This window comes from Parazoarcus communis (assembly GCF_003111665.1).
GTDB classification, from domain to species: domain Bacteria; phylum Pseudomonadota; class Gammaproteobacteria; order Burkholderiales; family Rhodocyclaceae; genus Parazoarcus; species Parazoarcus communis_B.
In genome coordinates this window covers 3,287,627-3,304,205 of record NZ_CP022188.1, presented here as the reverse complement: position 1 = coordinate 3,304,205, position 16,579 = coordinate 3,287,627, and the positions used below count along the sequence as shown (strand labels likewise).

The 16,579-nt window shown below is 61.2% G+C and carries 17 protein-coding genes; 3 read left to right on the top strand and 14 right to left on the bottom strand.

Translation table 11 applies throughout. The features are described 5' to 3' along the window. Positions 1 to 117 precede the first annotated feature (117 nt). Positions 118 to 561 carry a universal stress protein gene (locus CEW87_RS15115; protein WP_108974278.1) on the top strand — a complete coding sequence of 148 codons (444 nt, stop codon included), beginning with the start codon at positions 118 to 120 and terminating at the stop codon, positions 559 to 561. A gap of 132 nt (positions 562 to 693) precedes the next feature. Here the strand turns inward: CEW87_RS15115 and CEW87_RS15110 are convergent, their stop codons facing one another. The 12 genes from CEW87_RS15110 to CEW87_RS15055 form a co-directional block, all read right to left on the bottom strand. After that, positions 694 to 939, bottom strand: a complete 246-nt coding sequence (locus CEW87_RS15110) for a hypothetical protein (RefSeq protein ID WP_108974276.1) — start codon at positions 937 to 939, stop codon at positions 694 to 696. A gap of 141 nt (positions 940 to 1,080) precedes the next feature. Next, on the bottom strand, positions 1,081 to 1,236 hold the full coding sequence (locus CEW87_RS15105) for a DUF3149 domain-containing protein (protein WP_108947880.1): 156 nt from the start codon (positions 1,234 to 1,236) through the stop codon (positions 1,081 to 1,083). A 23-nt stretch (positions 1,237 to 1,259) separates the two neighbouring features. Next, positions 1,260 to 1,772, bottom strand: coding sequence for a FixH family protein (locus CEW87_RS15100; protein WP_108974274.1), 513 nt, complete (start codon positions 1,770 to 1,772; stop codon positions 1,260 to 1,262). 12 nt (positions 1,773 to 1,784) lie between these two features. Further along, positions 1,785 to 3,212, bottom strand: a complete 1,428-nt coding sequence (gene ccoG / locus CEW87_RS15095) for a cytochrome c oxidase accessory protein CcoG (RefSeq protein ID WP_420094116.1) — start codon at positions 3,210 to 3,212, stop codon at positions 1,785 to 1,787. Positions 3,213 to 3,287: 75 nt separating this feature from the next. Beyond that, a complete protein-coding gene (gene ccoP / locus CEW87_RS15090) occupies positions 3,288 to 4,184 on the bottom strand; it encodes a cytochrome-c oxidase, cbb3-type subunit III (RefSeq protein ID WP_108974272.1) in 897 nt (298 codons plus the stop codon). Continuing rightward, the gene (locus CEW87_RS15085; protein WP_108974270.1) at positions 4,177 to 4,365 is read right to left on the bottom strand and encodes a cbb3-type cytochrome oxidase subunit 3; all 189 of its coding nucleotides are present in this window, start codon (positions 4,363 to 4,365) and stop codon (positions 4,177 to 4,179) included. Before CEW87_RS15085 ends, ccoP begins: the two co-directional genes overlap by 8 nt. Before the next feature lie 16 nt (positions 4,366 to 4,381). Continuing rightward, on the bottom strand, positions 4,382 to 5,017 hold the full coding sequence (ccoO, locus tag CEW87_RS15080) for a cytochrome-c oxidase, cbb3-type subunit II (protein ID WP_108947875.1): 636 nt from the start codon (positions 5,015 to 5,017) through the stop codon (positions 4,382 to 4,384). A gap of 15 nt (positions 5,018 to 5,032) precedes the next feature. After that, on the bottom strand, positions 5,033 to 6,463 hold the full coding sequence (gene ccoN / locus CEW87_RS15075; protein WP_108974268.1) for a cytochrome-c oxidase, cbb3-type subunit I: 1,431 nt from the start codon (positions 6,461 to 6,463) through the stop codon (positions 5,033 to 5,035). A gap of 378 nt (positions 6,464 to 6,841) precedes the next feature. Continuing rightward, a complete protein-coding gene (gene ccoS / locus CEW87_RS15070; protein WP_108974266.1) occupies positions 6,842 to 7,075 on the bottom strand; it encodes a cbb3-type cytochrome oxidase assembly protein CcoS in 234 nt (77 codons plus the stop codon). Between the two features lie 2 nt (positions 7,076 to 7,077). Beyond that, complete coding sequence (locus CEW87_RS15065; RefSeq protein ID WP_108974264.1) at positions 7,078 to 9,567, bottom strand: heavy metal translocating P-type ATPase; 2,490 nt, start codon at positions 9,565 to 9,567, stop codon at positions 7,078 to 7,080. A gap of 164 nt (positions 9,568 to 9,731) precedes the next feature. Then, the gene (locus tag CEW87_RS15060) at positions 9,732 to 10,499 is read right to left on the bottom strand and encodes a 3-hydroxyacyl-CoA dehydrogenase (RefSeq protein WP_108974262.1); all 768 of its coding nucleotides are present in this window, start codon (positions 10,497 to 10,499) and stop codon (positions 9,732 to 9,734) included. A 102-nt stretch (positions 10,500 to 10,601) separates the two neighbouring features. Further along, positions 10,602 to 11,504 carry a LysR substrate-binding domain-containing protein gene (locus CEW87_RS15055; protein ID WP_159098176.1) on the bottom strand — a complete coding sequence of 301 codons (903 nt, stop codon included), beginning with the start codon at positions 11,502 to 11,504 and terminating at the stop codon, positions 10,602 to 10,604. 114 nt (positions 11,505 to 11,618) lie between these two features. Between CEW87_RS15055 and CEW87_RS15050 the strand changes: the two genes are divergently transcribed. Then, positions 11,619 to 12,731, top strand: coding sequence for an S-(hydroxymethyl)glutathione dehydrogenase/class III alcohol dehydrogenase (locus CEW87_RS15050; protein ID WP_108974258.1), 1,113 nt, complete (start codon positions 11,619 to 11,621; stop codon positions 12,729 to 12,731). Between the two features lie 2 nt (positions 12,732 to 12,733). Continuing rightward, positions 12,734 to 13,582: an S-formylglutathione hydrolase gene (fghA, locus tag CEW87_RS15045; protein ID WP_108974257.1), complete on the top strand. Its 849-nt coding sequence runs from the start codon at positions 12,734 to 12,736 to the stop codon at positions 13,580 to 13,582. A gap of 67 nt (positions 13,583 to 13,649) precedes the next feature. Here fghA and CEW87_RS15040 read toward each other — a convergent pair whose 3' ends face one another. After that, positions 13,650 to 14,831, bottom strand: coding sequence for an acetylornithine transaminase (locus tag CEW87_RS15040; RefSeq protein WP_108974255.1), 1,182 nt, complete (start codon positions 14,829 to 14,831; stop codon positions 13,650 to 13,652). A 69-nt stretch (positions 14,832 to 14,900) separates the two neighbouring features. Further along, positions 14,901 to 16,172, bottom strand: a complete 1,272-nt coding sequence (locus tag CEW87_RS15035; protein WP_234421547.1) for an MFS transporter — start codon at positions 16,170 to 16,172, stop codon at positions 14,901 to 14,903. Positions 16,173 to 16,579: the final 407 nt, after the last annotated feature.

The following is a 16,579-nucleotide window of genomic DNA, read 5'->3' as shown; positions in this document are numbered from 1 at the left end:
CACCTCCCATAACAGCATCGATCTTACCGTCTGACGCGGGGTTGACCCTGATCAAGCCCGGGAGCGATGCATCGATGGCTATAATTGACCCCACACTGCGACCCATGGAGTACTTACATGTTCAAACATATTCTCGTACCAACCGACGGCTCGCCCCTTTCTGAAGGCACCGTATCACGTGCTGTGTCCTTCGCAAAAGACGCGGGCGCGCGAATCACATTTTTTTACGCCCAGCCTGATTTCCCGATGCCCATTTATGGCGAAGGCGCACTAATAGACCCTACCACGCCTGAGCAGTTCGCCCGTTCGGCACAACAGGAAGCCGAACGCATTCTGGCAAGCGCCAAAGGCGTCGCAGATGCTTCCGGAGTCCTCGCAGGAACCGACACTCTGGTGAACGAGGTTCCCTACGAAGCAATCATCGACGCGGCAGAACGCCATGGCTGCGATCTCATTTTTATGGCGTCGCATGGGCGCAAAGGCATCGCGGGCCTGCTGCTCGGCAGCGAAACGCAGAAGGTGCTGACGCACAGCACGACACCGGTGCTGGTGTATCGCTGATAGCCGTCATTCTGAATTGAAAAGGGAACGGCCCGCACTGCGGGCCGTTCCCTTTTTGAGTACTGATTTCACGACGAAAACCATCGCCCCCCTGAACTGAGGACGGCTCAAACCACCTCCAATCCGAGCAGCTTACTGCTTGACCTCAAGATGGTTGATCTCCGATGCCGTGCGCTGAAAGTAGACCGTGGTCAGACTCGATGCCGCGCAAATCAGCCAGAAAGCGAAAAAGCCGATTGAATAGGTCGCCAGCATATCAAGATGAACCGGAGATCCGAAAAAATACAACTCTCGTGGGTTGATCACGGTAAAGAATATCGCCTCCACCACACCAGCCACCAGGAACGACGGCCACAGAATCTGAATCAACTTCTGCATGGAAACTCCTCCTTACCGTGCCACAAAAAACGGGACCTGCTTCATGTCCGGCCTGCCCGGAAGCGGGACACAGCGCAAGCCCACCCCGGAAAAATCCGAGTCTGCCTGCGCATGCCAAGCATTGGCTGCCGAATCGCAGGATTATGAATGATGCCCCAATGTTCTCTCTTTTTGCTCATCCTCGGCAATATGCCGTTTGGCAAAGCGATAAATATACACTGCCATCGCCAGTACGAAACCGATGGTGAATAGACTGAGCAGGCCGATATCGGTGCTGAACAATTCATTCCAGGCCATGATGAAACTCCTTCTTCGACGGGTTAAGAACCAGTTGGATCAATCCTGATTTCCGTCTCTGTCGGGAGGTAAGCGGCCCCGTTCATACGCCAGCTGCGGGACTCATTTTCTATTTGAAACAACCAGCGGCCCGTACTCAAGGGCGCAACAGCGCCCTCGAATACGCCACCCTGTCCGTTCAGCACCAGCTCCTGATCGAACCCGCCCTGGGTGGGATGTGCAATCGTGAGGTGAATGACACCAGGCACGTTGTCGATATCACCAGCCGAAACCTCGATGCGAATCGATTCGCTGCGCACCTGAACAAGAGCTTTAAGCCCCAGTTCACGTGCCCGCTCGGTACGGCCGATCGTCTGAACAATCGCCTTGCCCTCTTTGTAGTAGTCATCTACGACGAGCCCGTCCCACGTCCTGACCGCGATCACCATGGTGATCGTACCGGCGATAACCGCCGTTGCCGGCAGCGCGATCAGGAACCAGGGCCAGCCCTGCTTGTACCAGGGAGCGGGATTTTTGTCGGACACAATTGCACTCATTTTCGGGAAATCTCAGCGAGGGAACAGGAATGTTGTCTTCTCGCGCAGCTTGAGACTCGGCTCATCTTCAGGATAGACCTCGAAGAACACCTCGTTCGCGCCGGGCTTACCCGAATCATACGGGACATGGACCTGCAGGGTCACCGCCTGCGTACCGGCAGAGGCAACTTCCATGCGGTGCTCGCCACCAATGACGATACCGTCCAGTCCGGAGGCCGAGAACACGAAGGTACGCGCCTTCTCGGTCATGTTCATCACCTGAAGCTGGTACACGTTCTCGATCATGCCGCCTTCGATTTCACGGGCAAGCGAAGCACGATCGCGGATCACATCCACGCGCAAGGGGTCACGCGTAGCGAGCGCCCAGACGAAGGCGAGACTGATGAGGATCAGGACCGAGCCGTAGATCAGCGTGCGCGGCCGGAACACATGGGCAATGATTTCCTTGTTGCCCCAGCCCTTCTTGATCGCATTCTCTGTCGAGTAGCGAATCAGCCCGCGCGGATACTCCATTTTGTCCATCACCTGGTCACAGGCGTCGATACAGGCCGCGCAACCGATACATTCGTATTGCATGCCGTGGCGAATGTCGATGCCTGTCGGACAGACCTGGACGCAAATGCCGCAATCGACGCAATCGCCCTTATCGATTGTCTTGGGGTCAGCACCTTTCTTGCGGGGACCACGCGGTTCGCCACGCGCATCGTCATAGGTAATGACGAGCGTATCGGGGTCGAACATCACGCTCTGGAAGCGGGCGTACGGGCACATGTATTTGCACACCTGCTCGCGCATCACTCCCGCAAACAGATAGGTGAAACCACCGTAGAACAGGATCCAGAACAGCTCCCACGGCCCGAAGCTCAGGGTCGTGACGGACTGCAGCAATTCGCTGAGTGGCGAAAAGTAGGCGACAAAGGTGAATCCGGTCCAGATCGAGACCGCCGCCCAGGCGCCGTACTTGGCCAGCTTGATGCCGGCTTTCCGGGGGCTCATCGGCGCCTTGTCGAGCTTCATGCGCTTGTTGCGATCCCCCTCGATCTTCTGCTCGATCCACATGAAGATCTCGGTGTACACCGTCTGCGGGCACGCGTAGCCACACCAGAGACGACCGGCAATTGCAGTGAAGAAGAACAGACCATAAGCGGAAATGATCAGCAGGATGGCCAGGAAGAACACATCCTGAGGCCAGAACACCCAGCCGAAGATATAGAACTTGCGCTCTGTGAGGTGAAGCAGAACGGCCTGACGGTCATTCCACATCAACCAGGGCAATCCGTAGAAGAGGATCTGGGTAAACCACACGAGAGCCCATCGCCAGTTTGCAAAGATGCCCGTAACCGCGCGCATGTAGACCTTCTGTCGCACTGCGTACAGGGAATCCTGTTCAGGTGGTGGGGGTGGGACCTTGGCTTGAGAGTTCGGGGCTGTGCTGTTCATGATCGCTTTATTAGTGGATTCTTATTTTTATGGTTGAAAACGGCTCCGGGGGCATAAGCCCCCGGAGCGCACTACTTACTTCTGTTCCTTGCTAAGACTCAACACATATCCTGCGAGGAGATGAACTTTGGCATCGCCAAGGAACTCCTGGAACGCAGGCATCTGGTTTTGACGCCCGTTGGTCACGGTTTCGATGATCGTTGCTTCGGACGAACCATACAGCCATGACTTGTTGGTCAGGTTGACCGCACCCAGCATCGGGTTGCCCTTGCCATCCGCGCCATGACAGGCGACACAGTTCGTATCGAACACTTCCTTGCCGCGCTGCGCACGGAGGGAATCATGTGCAAGGTTGGAGAGCGAGCGAACGTAGTTGGCAACATCCTTGACACCCTCACCACCAAGCGCGGGGCCGAATGCCGGCATCACGCCCATACGACCACCAACGATCGTGGCCTTGATGGTGTCGGGCTCACCGCCCCAGTTCCACTCGTCGTCGGTCAGGTTCGGGAAACCCTTGGCACCCTGAGCGGCAGAACCGTGACACTGTGCGCAGTAGGTCAGGAACATGCGCTTGCCCATGGCGTTGGCTTCAGGATCTGCTGCAACGGCCATCAGATCCATGTCCTGGTACTTGGCGAAGATGGGGCCGTACTTCTCGTCTGCCGCCTTCATCTCTGCGTAGTACTGGCTATGCTCGCCACGTTCGGCGTTGTGATTGCCGAAGCCCGGGTAGATCACCAGGTACACGATGCCGAAAATGATGGTGATCCAGAACAGGTACAGCCACCAGCGCGGAAGCGGGTTGTTGTACTCCGCGAGCGTTTCGTCCCACACGTGACCGTGCAGTTTGACTTCGCCCGGCTCGCGCTTGGTCATGTTCGAGACCAGCACGAAAACACAGAACAGGATGCTCAGGGTCACAAGACCCATCACGTACATGTTCCAGAAACCGCTGATAAAGTCAGCCATTTGTTTTTCCTTCCTTTTCCAGCCGGCCATTCGAAACCGGCAGATCGTCATCGGTCAGGGGCAGGCGCGCCGCCTCATCGAAACCAGTCTTGGCGTGACGGCTGTATGCCCAGGCACAAATCCCCAGAAAACAGGCAAAGCCCAGGACTGTTACGATGATTCTCAGGTCGTTGATTTCCACGGCGCGTCCTCTTTCCTTACCTTACGTTCTTAAGTGCGGTACCCATACCCTGAAGGTAGGCAACCACCGCATCAAGCTCGGTTTTGCCCTCGAGGGCGGCAGGCGCAGCGGCAATTTCCTCGTCGCTGTACTTGTGCAGGCCGACCTTGTTCAGAGCACGCATCTTGTCCTGGATGTCGTCACCCTTGACCGGGCGATCAAGCCACGGGAAGGCTGGCATGTTCGACTCGGGCACGACGTCGCGCGGGTTCAGCAGGTGAACCTTCTGCCATTCGTCGGAATAACGACCGCCGACGCGAGCCAGGTCAGGACCGGTACGCTTGGAGCCCCACTGGAAAGGATGGTCGTAGATGTACTCACCCGCGACCGAGTAGTGACCATAACGCTCGGTCTCTGCACGGAAGGGACGGATCATCTGCGAGTGGCAGTTGTAGCAGCCTTCGCGGATGTAGATGTCACGACCGACCAGGCGCACCGGATCGTACGGCTTTACATTGAGCTCGTTGCCCTTGTAATCGATCGGTGACGTGGTGGTGTGCTGGAAGAAGAGCGGAACGATTTCCACCAGACCACCCACGCTGACAGTCATCAGCGTGAGGACGATCATCAGGAATACGTTACGTTCGATCTTTTCGTGTTTCGATTGTGCCATGTTCTTGTTCTCCGCTTAGGCGTGTGCAGCCGCAGGTGCAATCACGGGCGCGTTGTATGCCTTCTCACCGGCGATGGTCTTCACCATGTTGTAGAACATGATCACCATGCCAGCCAGGAACAGGGCGCCACCCACCAGACGAATCGTCCAGAACGGGTAGCTGGCCTTGACGCTCTCCACGAAGGAATAGGTCAGGGTGCCGTCCGAGTTGGTTGCACGCCACATCAGGCCCTGCATCACACCGGCAACCCACAGCGAGGCGATGTACAGAACGATACCGATGGTGGCAATCCAGAAGTGGGTGTTGATCAGCTTGGTGCTGTACATCTCGGTCTTGCCGTACAGACGCGGCAGCAGGAAGTACACCGCACCGATCGAGATCATCGCCACCCAGCCCAGTGCGCCGGAGTGCACGTGACCAACGGTCCAGTCAGTGTAGTGCGACAGCGCATTCACGGTCTTGACCGACATCATCGGACCTTCGAACGTGGACATGCCGTAGAACGACAGCGAGGTGACCAGGAACTTCAGGATCGGGTCGGTACGCAGCTTATGCCAGGCACCCGACAGGGTCATGATGCCGTTGATCATGCCGCCCCAGGACGGAGCCAGCAGGATGAGCGAGAACACCATGCCGACGGACTGGGTCCAGTCAGGCAGCGCGGTGTAGTGCAGGTGGTGCGGACCCGCCCACATGTAGGTGAAGATCAGCGCCCAGAAGTGAACCACGGAGAGGCGATAGGAATAGACCGGACGCTCAGCCTGCTTCGGAACGAAGTAGTACATCATGCCGAGGAAGCCGGCGGTCAGGAAGAAGCCCACCGCGTTGTGGCCATACCACCACTGAACCATCGCATCCTGGACACCGGCATAGGCCGAGTAGGACTTCATGCCCATGAAGGACACCGGGATGGCAGCGCTATTGACGATGTGCAGCAGCGCAACGGTCAGGATGAAGGCGCCAAAGAACCAGTTCGCCACGTAAATGTGGCTGATCTTGCGCTTGGCGATCGTGCCGAAGAACACAACGGCGTAGGACACCCACACCACGGCGATCAGCAGGTCGATCGGCCACTCGAGCTCGGCGTACTCCTTACCCTGGGTGTAACCCAGCGGCAGGGTGATTGCGGCCAGAACGATGACCAGCTGCCAGCCCCAGAAGGTAAAACCGGCCAGTGCAGGCGCAAACAACTTGGTATGACAGGTACGCTGCACAACGTAGTAGGACGTTGCAAACAACGCGCATCCGCCGAAAGCGAAAATGACCGCGTTGGTATGCAGCGGACGCAACCTGCCAAAGTGCAGGAACTCGTGCACGTTCAGTTCAGGCCACACGAGCTGTGCTGCGGCAATGACACCGACCAGCATGCCCACGATGCCCCACACCACCGTCATGATGGTGAACTGGCGCACGACTTTGTAGTTATAAGTCGCTTGCGATTGCATGTGAAATCACCTCTTTGATTAAAAACCCCTTGGTACAACTGTTCAGATCACGGCAGATAACTCGTCATCCGCGGCAAGGATACCGCTCGACCGGATCTACAATTTGACACAGATCAACATTGTATTGCACCGCAGGGGCCGGGGAAAGCACGCAGGCACCGGATCGGGGCATTTCAGCGTTATACGGCGAAATCCTGCGCACCGATCGGGTACAGACGAAAAAAAAGGGTGCGTCTTGAACGCACCCCCAACCCCAACAGAGAGACAAAAATACCCTTTCAGATCACCGCGATTCGTCACCGGACACATCTGAAAACCATGTCGGCATTATGCCTACTGCTTCGAAACGGCCGTTGACTTAGATCAAACGGGTAACGCTTATTCCCCCTGTTTGCGGTCGGTTTCTTCAACTTTTCCATCAGTGCGAATCTTTCCCTCACTTGCTGCATCGCAACGATCACCTGGAAGCTCATCCTTGTCGTCCATCAGGAGCCGGTAGGCCGGCCCTTCGAGATCGTCATACTGCCCGTTGCGCAGGGACCACCAGAACAGCATGCCAATGACGAAGACCAGGACCACCGACAGCGGAATCAGGATGTAGAGACTTTCCACGCTTACCTGCCTTTGCTCTTGTGCGACCGCCGCTGCAGTCGCAATGCATTGAGTACCACGAGCAGCGAACTGCCCGCCATGCCGATGCCCGCCATCCACGGCGTCACCAGACCGGCCATGGCCAGCGGGACGGACGTGAAGTTATACGCGAACGACCACCACAGGTTCTGTCGGATGATTTTCAGCGTACGGCGTGCAAGATCCGCACCCTCACCCAGATCGGCAAGGTTTTCGCTCAGCAGCACGATATCCGCCTGATTCCGGGCCAGGTCGGTCCCCCCGCCCATCGCCACTGAGACGTGCGCCTGCGCCAGCACCGGCGCATCATTGACGCCGTCGCCCACCATCGCCACGACCACACCCGGGCGCGACTGCAACTCGGCGATGAAGGCCTGCTTGTCATGCGGCGTCATGCTACCGTGCGCCTCGCCAATCCCGAGATCATGCGCCACCGCGCGCACCACCTGGGGTGCATCGCCCGACAGCACGGTCATCGGAACGTGCGCCTCGTTGAGCTTGCGGGTTAGTGTTGCCGCCTCGGCACGCGGAACATCGGCGAGGCGGAAAAGGCCCAGCCAGCCGGTGCTCCCCCCCAGTGCTATGACGGTACCGCCCTTCTGCTCGAGCGCATCGAGCGCAGCAGGTACCGGCAAGCCCAGACAGCCAGCAACGTAATCAGGGCGCCCGATCCACACGTCGCCCTGAACGTACCTGCCGGAAAGCCCCTGCCCCGTGATCGCCACAACGTCGCTGACCGACGGCAAAACGGCCTCAGCTGCGCCATCGCGCACGCCGGCCGCAATCGGGTGCTCAGACCCCTGTTCCAGCGCCGCGGCGAGCGCACAGAGTTCGAGCGCCGACATGGAAGACAGCGGAACGACCTCCTCCAGACTCATCTTGCCCTGGGTGAGCGTACCGGTCTTGTCGAACAGGTAATGATTGGCGCGGGCAAGCGTCTCGATCGCGTGCCCTCGGGTCACCAGCACCCCCATTCGCGCCAGAGAGTCGGTCGCCACCGTCAGTGCGGTCGGGGTCGCAAGCGATAGCGCACACGGACAGGCCACCACCAGCACGGAGACAAACACCCACAGCGCGCGCTGCGGATCGATGAAATACCACGCCACGCCGGTCGCTCCCGCGAGCACGAGCAGGGTGACGATGAAATACACCGCAACCCGGTCAGACTGGGCGGCGATGGCAGGCTTCTCGATCGCGGCCCGCTCCATCAGACGACAGATGGCGGCGAGGCGGGTTTCGTCACCCACGTGCTCCACCTTCACCACCAGCGGACTGGAAATGTTGATGCTGCCCCCGGTGACGAGATCACCCAAACGCTTGGATACGGGCCGGCTCTCTCCCGTCAGCAAGGCTTCATTTGCTTCGCCCTGCCCGTCGATCACGACACCATCGGCCGGAATCACTTCGCCCGGGCGCACCCTGACGCGATCGCCCGGCACCAGTTGCGACACCGGCACCCGCTCGCCGGCCGGCGCCGGCCAGTCCGGCAAGCGCTCGGCAAACACCGGCAGCACCTTGCCCAGTTCTTCCACCCCGCGCACCGCCTTCTGCCGCGCAAGCATCTCCAGGTAACGGCCACCGAGCAGGAAGAACACGAACATCGTCACCGAATCGAAATACACCTCCGGCCCGTTGGAGAGCGTGGCCCAGACGCTGGCGAGAAAGGCGCTGCCAACCCCCAGCGCCACCGGTACATCCATCCCAAGGCGGCGCAGCTTGATGTCCCTGAGCGCACGCTGGAAGAACGGCGCAGCGGAATAGAGCACGACCGGGAGTGTCAGCAGCAGGCTTGCCCAGCGCATCAGCAGATCGATATCCGCCGTCATGTCGCCTTCGGTGGCGATGTAGGCAGGGAGGGCATACATCATCACCTGCATCATGCCGAAACCGGCCACGAACACCCGCCACAGCATGGAGCGCCGCTCCTTGTTGGCGATCTGCTCGGAGCGCGTTGCGTCGTAGGGATAGGCCCGGTAGCCGATCGCCTGGATCGCGCCAAGGATGTCGGAAAGATGGATCTCGCGCTCGTCCCAGCGCACTCGCGCGCGACGTGTGGCGTAATTGATCTCGACCGCCGACACGCCTTTCTGATGCGCTACGTGCTGCTCATTGAGCCAGACGCAGGCCGCGCAGGTAATGCCTTCGAGAATCAGCGAAGCCTCGCGCTCATGCTCACCGATGGGGCGCACGAAGCTTTTCTGGAACTCGGGATGATCGAACAGGCCGAGCTCCTGCAACTCCGAGGGCATCGCCTCGCGCCGGGTCTCGGGCATCGCATCGCGATGGCGGTAGTAGTCCACCAGGCCGTTATCGACGATCGACTCGGCGACCGCCTCGCAACCGATGCAGCACATGCGCCGGTTCTTGCCATTGATACGCACGTAGTGGCTGGTCTCTGGCGGGATCGGCAGGCCGCAGTGGTAACAGTCGCGATCTTCTTCCACCGCGACGGGAGATGCTTGATCAGAATTCATGAACAGCGGAAACGCCGGTGACGGCCCCGGCAAGCCCGGGGTGCGCTAAAGAGAAGCGCTCTTTTAGCACATTTACCCACCACCACCAATGCGCTGGCGCAGAGGAAGGTGAAATGAGGCTGGCGCCACCCCGGGGTCGCGCCAGCCGTACCGCAAGACTCGACTTACTTGGCCGCCATGCGGATCGCGCCATCCAGGCGAATCACCTCGCCGTTGAGATAGGCATTCTCGATGATGTGGCGCACGAGGCTGGCGAACTCGGCCGGCTTGCCCAGACGCGAGGGGAAAGGAACCATCTTGCCCAGCGAGTCCTGCACCTCCTGCGGCATCCCCATCAGCATCGGCGTTTCCATGATGCCCGGTGCGACGGTCATCACCCGGATGCCGAAACGCGACAACTCGCGGGCCACCGGCAGGGTCATGCCCACAACGCCGGCCTTCGACGCGGCATAGCCGGCCTGCCCCATCTGGCCGTCGAATGCAGCCACCGAGGCGGTGCTGACGATCACGCCACGCTCGCCGCCGGCATCGGGCTCGGCCTTGCTCATGACATCGGCAGCCAGACGGATCATGTTGAACGAACCGATCAGGTTGATGGCGACCGTACGCGAAAACGACTCCAGACGATGCGGCCCCTCGCGGCCCACCACCTTTTCGGCCGGAGCAACACCGGCGCAGTTGATCAGGCCGTTCAGGCCGCCGTACGCCGACACCGCCAGATCGATCGCAGCCTTTGCGCTCGCCTCGTCGGTCACGTCGGTGGTCACGAAAGTTGCAGCCGCGCCGAGTTCCGCTGCCACCGCATCGCCCGCTTCGCGATTGACGTCGGCCAGCACCACCTTGGCACCCGCCTCGACCAGCATGCGGGCCGTTGCCGCACCCAGACCCGAGCCACCGCCAGTAACCACGAACACGCCATTCTCGATCTTCATTGTCTGCTCCCTCTCTAATCAGCTTGAACCGGAATATCCAGCCCCGAAACATAGTTCCAGTTAACGTAAACGTCAACCTGGCAAAACGCACTCGATGAATGCTCAGCCCTGCTCCCGGACGCTGTATTCGGGCCGCCGTGCAAGCGCATCACGCAAGTAGTCCACCAGCAGGCGCACCTTGGGCGACAGATGCCGCTGCTGCGGGAACACCGCCCAGACGCCCGTGTGCGGCGGCTGGTGCGCGGGCAGCAAAGCGCGAAGCCGCCCGTCCTGCAAATGAGACAACACATAGTAATCGGGCAACTGGCACAGGCCGAAACCGCGCAAGGCCGCATCGAGTACGGCCTGACCGCTGTTACAGCGCCAGCTACCGCTGACCTTCATCGTCAGCGCCTCGCCACCGGACTGAAACACCCAGGTGTCGGACGTGCCCAGCAGGCAATCGTGATCGGCGATCTCTTCCAGCCGCTGCGGCGCGCCCCGTCGCTCAAGATAGGAGGGCGCGGCGCACAGGTACATCCGGCGCGGCGCGAGACGGGTCGCCACCAGCCGCGAGTCGGCCAGACGTCCGAGGCGAACCGCGAGATCGAAGCCCTCCTGCACGATGTCCAGCGTGCGGTTGGTCAGTTCGATATCGACCTTGACCTGCGGATAGCGCTCGATGAAGTCATTGACCAGCGGCACGATGAAGCGCTCGCCATAGGTCAGCGCGCAGGTCATGCGCAGCAACCCCTTGGGCGTGCCACCGAGATCCTGAACCGCATGCAGGGCCTCGTCGAAACCGTCCTGCAGACGGCGGCAGTGCTGCAAAAAGGTATGCCCGGTTTCGGTCAGACTCACCCGTCGCGTGCTGCGGTAAAAAAGCCGCGTCTGCAGCCGCTCCTCCAGCCGCGCCACGACACGGCTCACGTGCGAGGTCGACACCCCCAGCCGTTCTGCCGCTGCAGCAAAGTGCCCTGCTTCGGCCACGGCCACGAACGCATCCACCCCTTCCCATCGACTCACTGCACGACTCCGGACATTGTTGCCCATGAACAACAATGAATTGCCAAATTAGGGATTATCCCCGACTCCCCGTTTCCTACAATAGCGGGTTAAGCCATTAGTGGAGCACCTACCATGATCAAGTCCCGCGCCGCCGTAGCCTGGGCTGCCAAGCAGCCGCTCGAGATCACCGAAGTCGACGTCGCCCCGCCGAAGGCTGGCGAGGTGCTGGTGCGGATCGTGGCCACCGGCGTGTGCCACACCGACGCCTTCACCCTGTCGGGTGCCGATCCCGAAGGCATCTTCCCGACCATCCTCGGCCATGAAGGCGGCGGCATCGTGGAGGCAATCGGCGAAGGCGTCACCTCGGTGGCCGTCGGCGATCACGTGATTCCGCTGTACACGCCTGAATGCGGCAAGTGCAAGTTCTGCCTGTCGGGCAAGACCAACCTGTGCCAAGCCATCCGCACCACCCAGGGCAAGGGTCTGATGCCGGACGGCACCAGCCGCTTCAGCAAGAACGGCAAGCCCATCTTCCACTACATGGGCACCTCGACCTTCTCCGAGTACACGGTGCTGCCCGAAATCTCGGTCGCCAAGATCCAGAAGGACGCGCCGCTGGAGAAGGTCTGCCTGCTCGGCTGCGGCGTCACCACCGGCATCGGCGCGGTGCTCAACACCGCCAAGGTTGAAGCCGGCGCCACGGTCGCGGTATTCGGCCTCGGCGGCATCGGCCTGTCGGCCATCATCGGCGCCGCCATGGCCAAAGCCTCGCGCATCGTCGCGGTGGACATCAACCCCTCCAAGTTCGAGATCGCCAAGCAGCTCGGCGCCACCGACTGCATCAACCCGCTCGACTACGACCGCCCGATCCAGGAAGTGATCGTCGACCTCACCGACGGTGGTGTCGATTACTCCTTCGAGTGCATCGGCAACACCAAGGTCATGCGCTCGGCGCTCGAGTGCTGCCACAAGGGCTGGGGCGAGTCGATCATCATCGGTGTAGCCGGTGCCGGCGAAGAAATCTCCACCCGCCCCTTCCAGCTCGTCACCGGCCGCGTGTGGCGCGGCTCGGCCTTTGGCGGCGTGCGCGGTCGCACCGAACTGCCCGGTTATGTCGCCAAGGCGCAGGCGGGCGAGATTCCGCTCGACACCTTCATCACCCACACCATGGGGCTGGAGGACATCAACAAGGCTTTCGACCTGATGCACGAAGGCAAGAGCATCCGCAGCGTGATCCGGTTCTGAAGATGAGCCAAGCCCTTGAGCAGATTGGCGCCAACCGCAGCTTCGGCGGTTGGCACAAGCGCTTCCGTCACGCCTCGGCCACGCTCGGCTGCGACATGGTGTTTGCGGTGTACCTGCCACCGCAGGCCGAGCACGGCCCGGTACCGGTGCTGTACTGGCTGTCGGGCCTGACCTGCAGCGATGAGAACTTCATGCAGAAGGCCGGCGCACATCGGATTGCGGCCGAGCTCGGCATCGCCATCGTCGCGCCGGACACCAGTCCGCGCGGCGCCGATGTGCCCGGCGATCCGGATGGCTCGTGGGACTTCGGCCACGGCGCGGGTTTCTACGTGAACGCAACTGCCGCGCCATACGACCGCCACTACCGCATGTACGACTACGTGGTGAGCGAACTGCCGGCGCTGGTGGAGGCAAACCTGCCTGTCACCGCGGCGCGGGGCGTATCGGGGCATTCAATGGGGGGGCATGGCGCCCTGATCTGCGCGCTCAAGAACCCCGGGCGTTATCGTTCGGTGTCCGCCTTTGCGCCGATCACCCACCCGGTGGACTGCCCCTGGGGCCAGAAGGCTTTCTCCGGCTACCTCGGTACCGACCGGGCGCAATGGAAGGCATGGGATGCGGTGGAGCTGATTGCGACGGCTGGCGAGCGCCTGCCGATCCTCGTCGACCAGGGCGAAGCCGACGGATTCCTCGCCGAGCAACTCAAACCCGAAGCCCTGCGCGAAGCCTGCTCCGCTGCAGGCCACCCGCTCACCCTTCGACTGCAGCCCGGCTACGATCACAGCTACTACTTCATTGCCAGCTTCATCGAAGACCACCTGCGTCACCACGCCGCCGCACTGCTGCGCTGACCGCGCGGATGTGCTCACACGAAAACGCCGGGCAGGACCCGGCGTTTTTTCGGCTGACCGATATGAATCAGGCTTTCAGCAAACCATCGAGCATCTCGATCATCTGATCGATTTCAGCCTCGGACACAGTCAGCGAAGGCATGAAACGCAGCAGGTTCGGACGCGGCGCGTTGAGCAGCAGCCCGGTCGGCGCCGCATTGAGCGCCGCCTTCACCAGATCCGGACCGCGATCACGATCCAGCACCAGCGCGCGCAGCAGCCCCACCCCGCGCTCGCCACGCAATCCGTGCGCCTGCGACAGTTCGTTGAGGCGCCGCGACAGGTAGTCTCCGCGCGCGACCACCGCCTCCATGAAGCCGGCTGACGTCAGCCGGCGCATTACGGCCACACCAACCGCGCTGATCAGCGGGTTGCCGTTGTAGGTACCGCCCTGATCACCGGGCTCGAAGCAGCTCACCAATTCAGTCGCCATCAGCGCCGCCAGCGGTACCCCGCCGCCGATGCCCTTGCCCAGGGTCATGATGTCGGGCTCGATGCCGGCATGCTGGTGAGCAAACAGGCGCCCCGTGCGCCCCATGCCGGACTGGACTTCGTCGACGATCAGCAGAATGTCGTGTTTTTGCGTCAGCTCGCGCAGGCCTTTGAGGAACGCCGGATCAGCCGGAATCACCCCACCCTCGCCCTGCACCGGCTCCAGCATCACCGCAACGGTTTCGGGGCAGATCAGCGCCTCGACTGAAGCGAGGTCGTTGAGTTCGGCCTTGGGGAAACCCGGCACCTGCGGTGCGTAGAGCGTGTCCCAGCCCGGCTTGCCCGACGCCGACATGGTGGCGAGCGTGCGGCCGTGGAATGAGTGATCGAAGGTGATGATCTGCCATGCGCCCTTGCGCTTGAGGCGCCCCCACTTGCGCGCCAGCTTGATCGCGCCTTCGTTGGCCTCTGCGCCCGAGTTGGCAAAGAACACGCGGTCGAACGACGAATGCGCCGTGAGCAAACCGGCCAGCTCAATCATCGGCCCGTTGAAAAAGGCCGGACTGGGGTTGATCAGCTTTGCTGCCTGGGCGACCAGCGCGTCGCGAATCTCGACCGGCGAATGCCCGAGGCAGTTCACCGCCCAGCCCTGAATGAAGTCCAGGTAGGCCTTGCCGGTCGAATCGAACAGCCACGACCCCTCGCCACGCTCGAACAGAATCTCGGGGCGCTGAGTGATAAACATCAGGGCATCCGAATCAAACTCACCGTACTTCATGCAACGACTCCGCAAACTGAACCGGTTGATGGAAAAACGCAGCACATCCTGCTACGCCTGCCTTGCACATCAATGACCATCGCCCGCACGCAGGCTCACTTCGGTGCGCAAGCGCCCGAAGATCCGCAGCGTCCAGATGAAAAACAGCACGAGCACCACACCTTCAATCAGCATCGCCATCTGCACGCCAGTGCGCGCCGCAAGCAGACCGGCCAGCAAGCCGCCTATCGCATCCAGGCCGAAACGCGTCGAACTGAAGAAGGACACCACCCGCCCGCGCAGGTGATCGGGCGCCATGCTCTGCAGCAACATGTTCACACCCACGTTGCACACCGAAATACCGAAACCCACCGCAGCCATCGAAGGCAGTGCAAGCAGCAAGGCCTGGTTGTGCGAGAAAGCGAGCAAACCGAGCGCGCTGATACAGGCCCCGCCGAGCACCACCTTGATCAAGCCGAGCATGTGCTTGCGTGTGGCCAGAAACACCGTCCCCAGAAACGCCCCAGCCCCGGCGGCGCCCCACAACCATCCGAGCATGCGTGCGTCGCCGCCGAACACATCCTTGGCAAACACGGGCAGCAGCACGGCATAGCTTGACGCAGTGACATTCACCGTTGCCAGCACGAAGATCAGCATGCGCACCGGGTACTCGGTCCACACGTAGCTCAACCCTTCGCGAAACACCTGACCCATCGAGCCAACCGCGCGCGGCACCTCCGGCACCCGAATGCGGCTTACCCCAAAGGCGAGCGCCGAAAACGACACCGCGTTGATCGCAAAGCAGACCGCTTCCGAGGTCAAACCGAGCACCAGTCCGGCGAGCGGAGGTCCAAGAAAGCGACCGGAGTTGAACAGCATTGCATTGAGCGCCAGCGCATTGGGCAAGTCCGCACGGTTGCCGACGAACACCCCGATCTGCGATTGACGCAGAGGCGCATCGAACGCGTTCAGCAGCCCCAGCGTTGCCGACATGGCCACGATCAGGTTCGGTCCGATCGCATCCATCGCCGTCAGCACCGAAAGCACAGCTGCCTGCAGGCCCAGCAGCCCTTGCACCAGGATGAGCAGACGTCGTTTGTCGCGCCGGTCGATCCACGCGCCGGCCAGCGGCCCCACCAGCAACATGGGCAGCAGCGCCGCGAAGGTCGTCACCCCGAGCAGGGCAACGGACCCCGTCAGGCGGTAGATCAGCCACGACAGCGCCACCTGCTGAACCCACGAGCCCAGCACCGACACCGCCTGACCGAAGAAGTAGTACCGGTAGTTACGGTGACCGAGAGCCCGCATCGACGAGGGCCAGGTCCGGGCACTCGGCGGTGGCGAAGCCGGCGTCGTACTCAAACCGGACCACCCGGTGCGAAACGTCTGATTGCCATGTATTCATCCCGTCCGCGCCACACCGCATGGCGCGTGCAGCAACAGGGCACATGGCGCCTTCCGGCTGCGCCATTATTGCGACAGGTCCATTGGCAATTGCCAGGAATGGACAACGCGAGCAGTTCCGGCCTCTTCAGTTCGGGCAAAGCGCCTCCTTGGGCGAAACCTGTAAAGCACACAGGCCAGTCCGGTGGACTGGCCTGTGTGCATGTTCTGCTGCTGATTGCGAAAACGCGTTGCGCTCACGGGAACGCGCATGCATCAGCAAGGGGGTGAAATTTTAGCTACCGAACTCCATGCAATCAAGGTTGATGCTGCATCGCACACATGATGCAAAGCCAGACGGCACTGCAGCCCGCCAGGCCCGGGTA

Excerpts from the sequence above, each read along its gene's own strand:
- CEW87_RS15115 (WP_108974278.1), top strand. The coding sequence starts at position 118 with ATGTTCAAACATATTCTCGTACCAACCGACGGCTCGCCCCTTTCTGAA.
- CEW87_RS15110 (WP_108974276.1), bottom strand. The coding sequence starts at position 939 with ATGCAGAAGTTGATTCAGATTCTGTGGCCGTCGTTCCTGGTGGCTGGT.
- CEW87_RS15105 (WP_108947880.1), bottom strand. The coding sequence starts at position 1,236 with ATGGCCTGGAATGAATTGTTCAGCACCGATATCGGCCTGCTCAGTCTA.
- CEW87_RS15100 (WP_108974274.1), bottom strand. The coding sequence starts at position 1,772 with ATGAGTGCAATTGTGTCCGACAAAAATCCCGCTCCCTGGTACAAGCAG.
- ccoG (WP_420094116.1), bottom strand. The coding sequence starts at position 3,212 with ATGAACAGCACAGCCCCGAACTCTCAAGCCAAGGTCCCACCCCCACCA.
- ccoP (WP_108974272.1), bottom strand. The coding sequence starts at position 4,184 with ATGGCTGACTTTATCAGCGGTTTCTGGAACATGTACGTGATGGGTCTT.
- ccoO (WP_108947875.1), bottom strand. The coding sequence starts at position 5,017 with ATGGCACAATCGAAACACGAAAAGATCGAACGTAACGTATTCCTGATG.
- ccoN (WP_108974268.1), bottom strand. The coding sequence starts at position 6,463 with ATGCAATCGCAAGCGACTTATAACTACAAAGTCGTGCGCCAGTTCACC.
- CEW87_RS15065 (WP_108974264.1), bottom strand. The coding sequence starts at position 9,567 with ATGAATTCTGATCAAGCATCTCCCGTCGCGGTGGAAGAAGATCGCGAC.
- CEW87_RS15060 (WP_108974262.1), bottom strand. The coding sequence starts at position 10,499 with ATGAAGATCGAGAATGGCGTGTTCGTGGTTACTGGCGGTGGCTCGGGT.
- CEW87_RS15050 (WP_108974258.1), top strand. The coding sequence starts at position 11,619 with ATGATCAAGTCCCGCGCCGCCGTAGCCTGGGCTGCCAAGCAGCCGCTC.
- fghA (WP_108974257.1), top strand. The coding sequence starts at position 12,734 with ATGAGCCAAGCCCTTGAGCAGATTGGCGCCAACCGCAGCTTCGGCGGT.
- CEW87_RS15040 (WP_108974255.1), bottom strand. The coding sequence starts at position 14,831 with ATGAAGTACGGTGAGTTTGATTCGGATGCCCTGATGTTTATCACTCAG.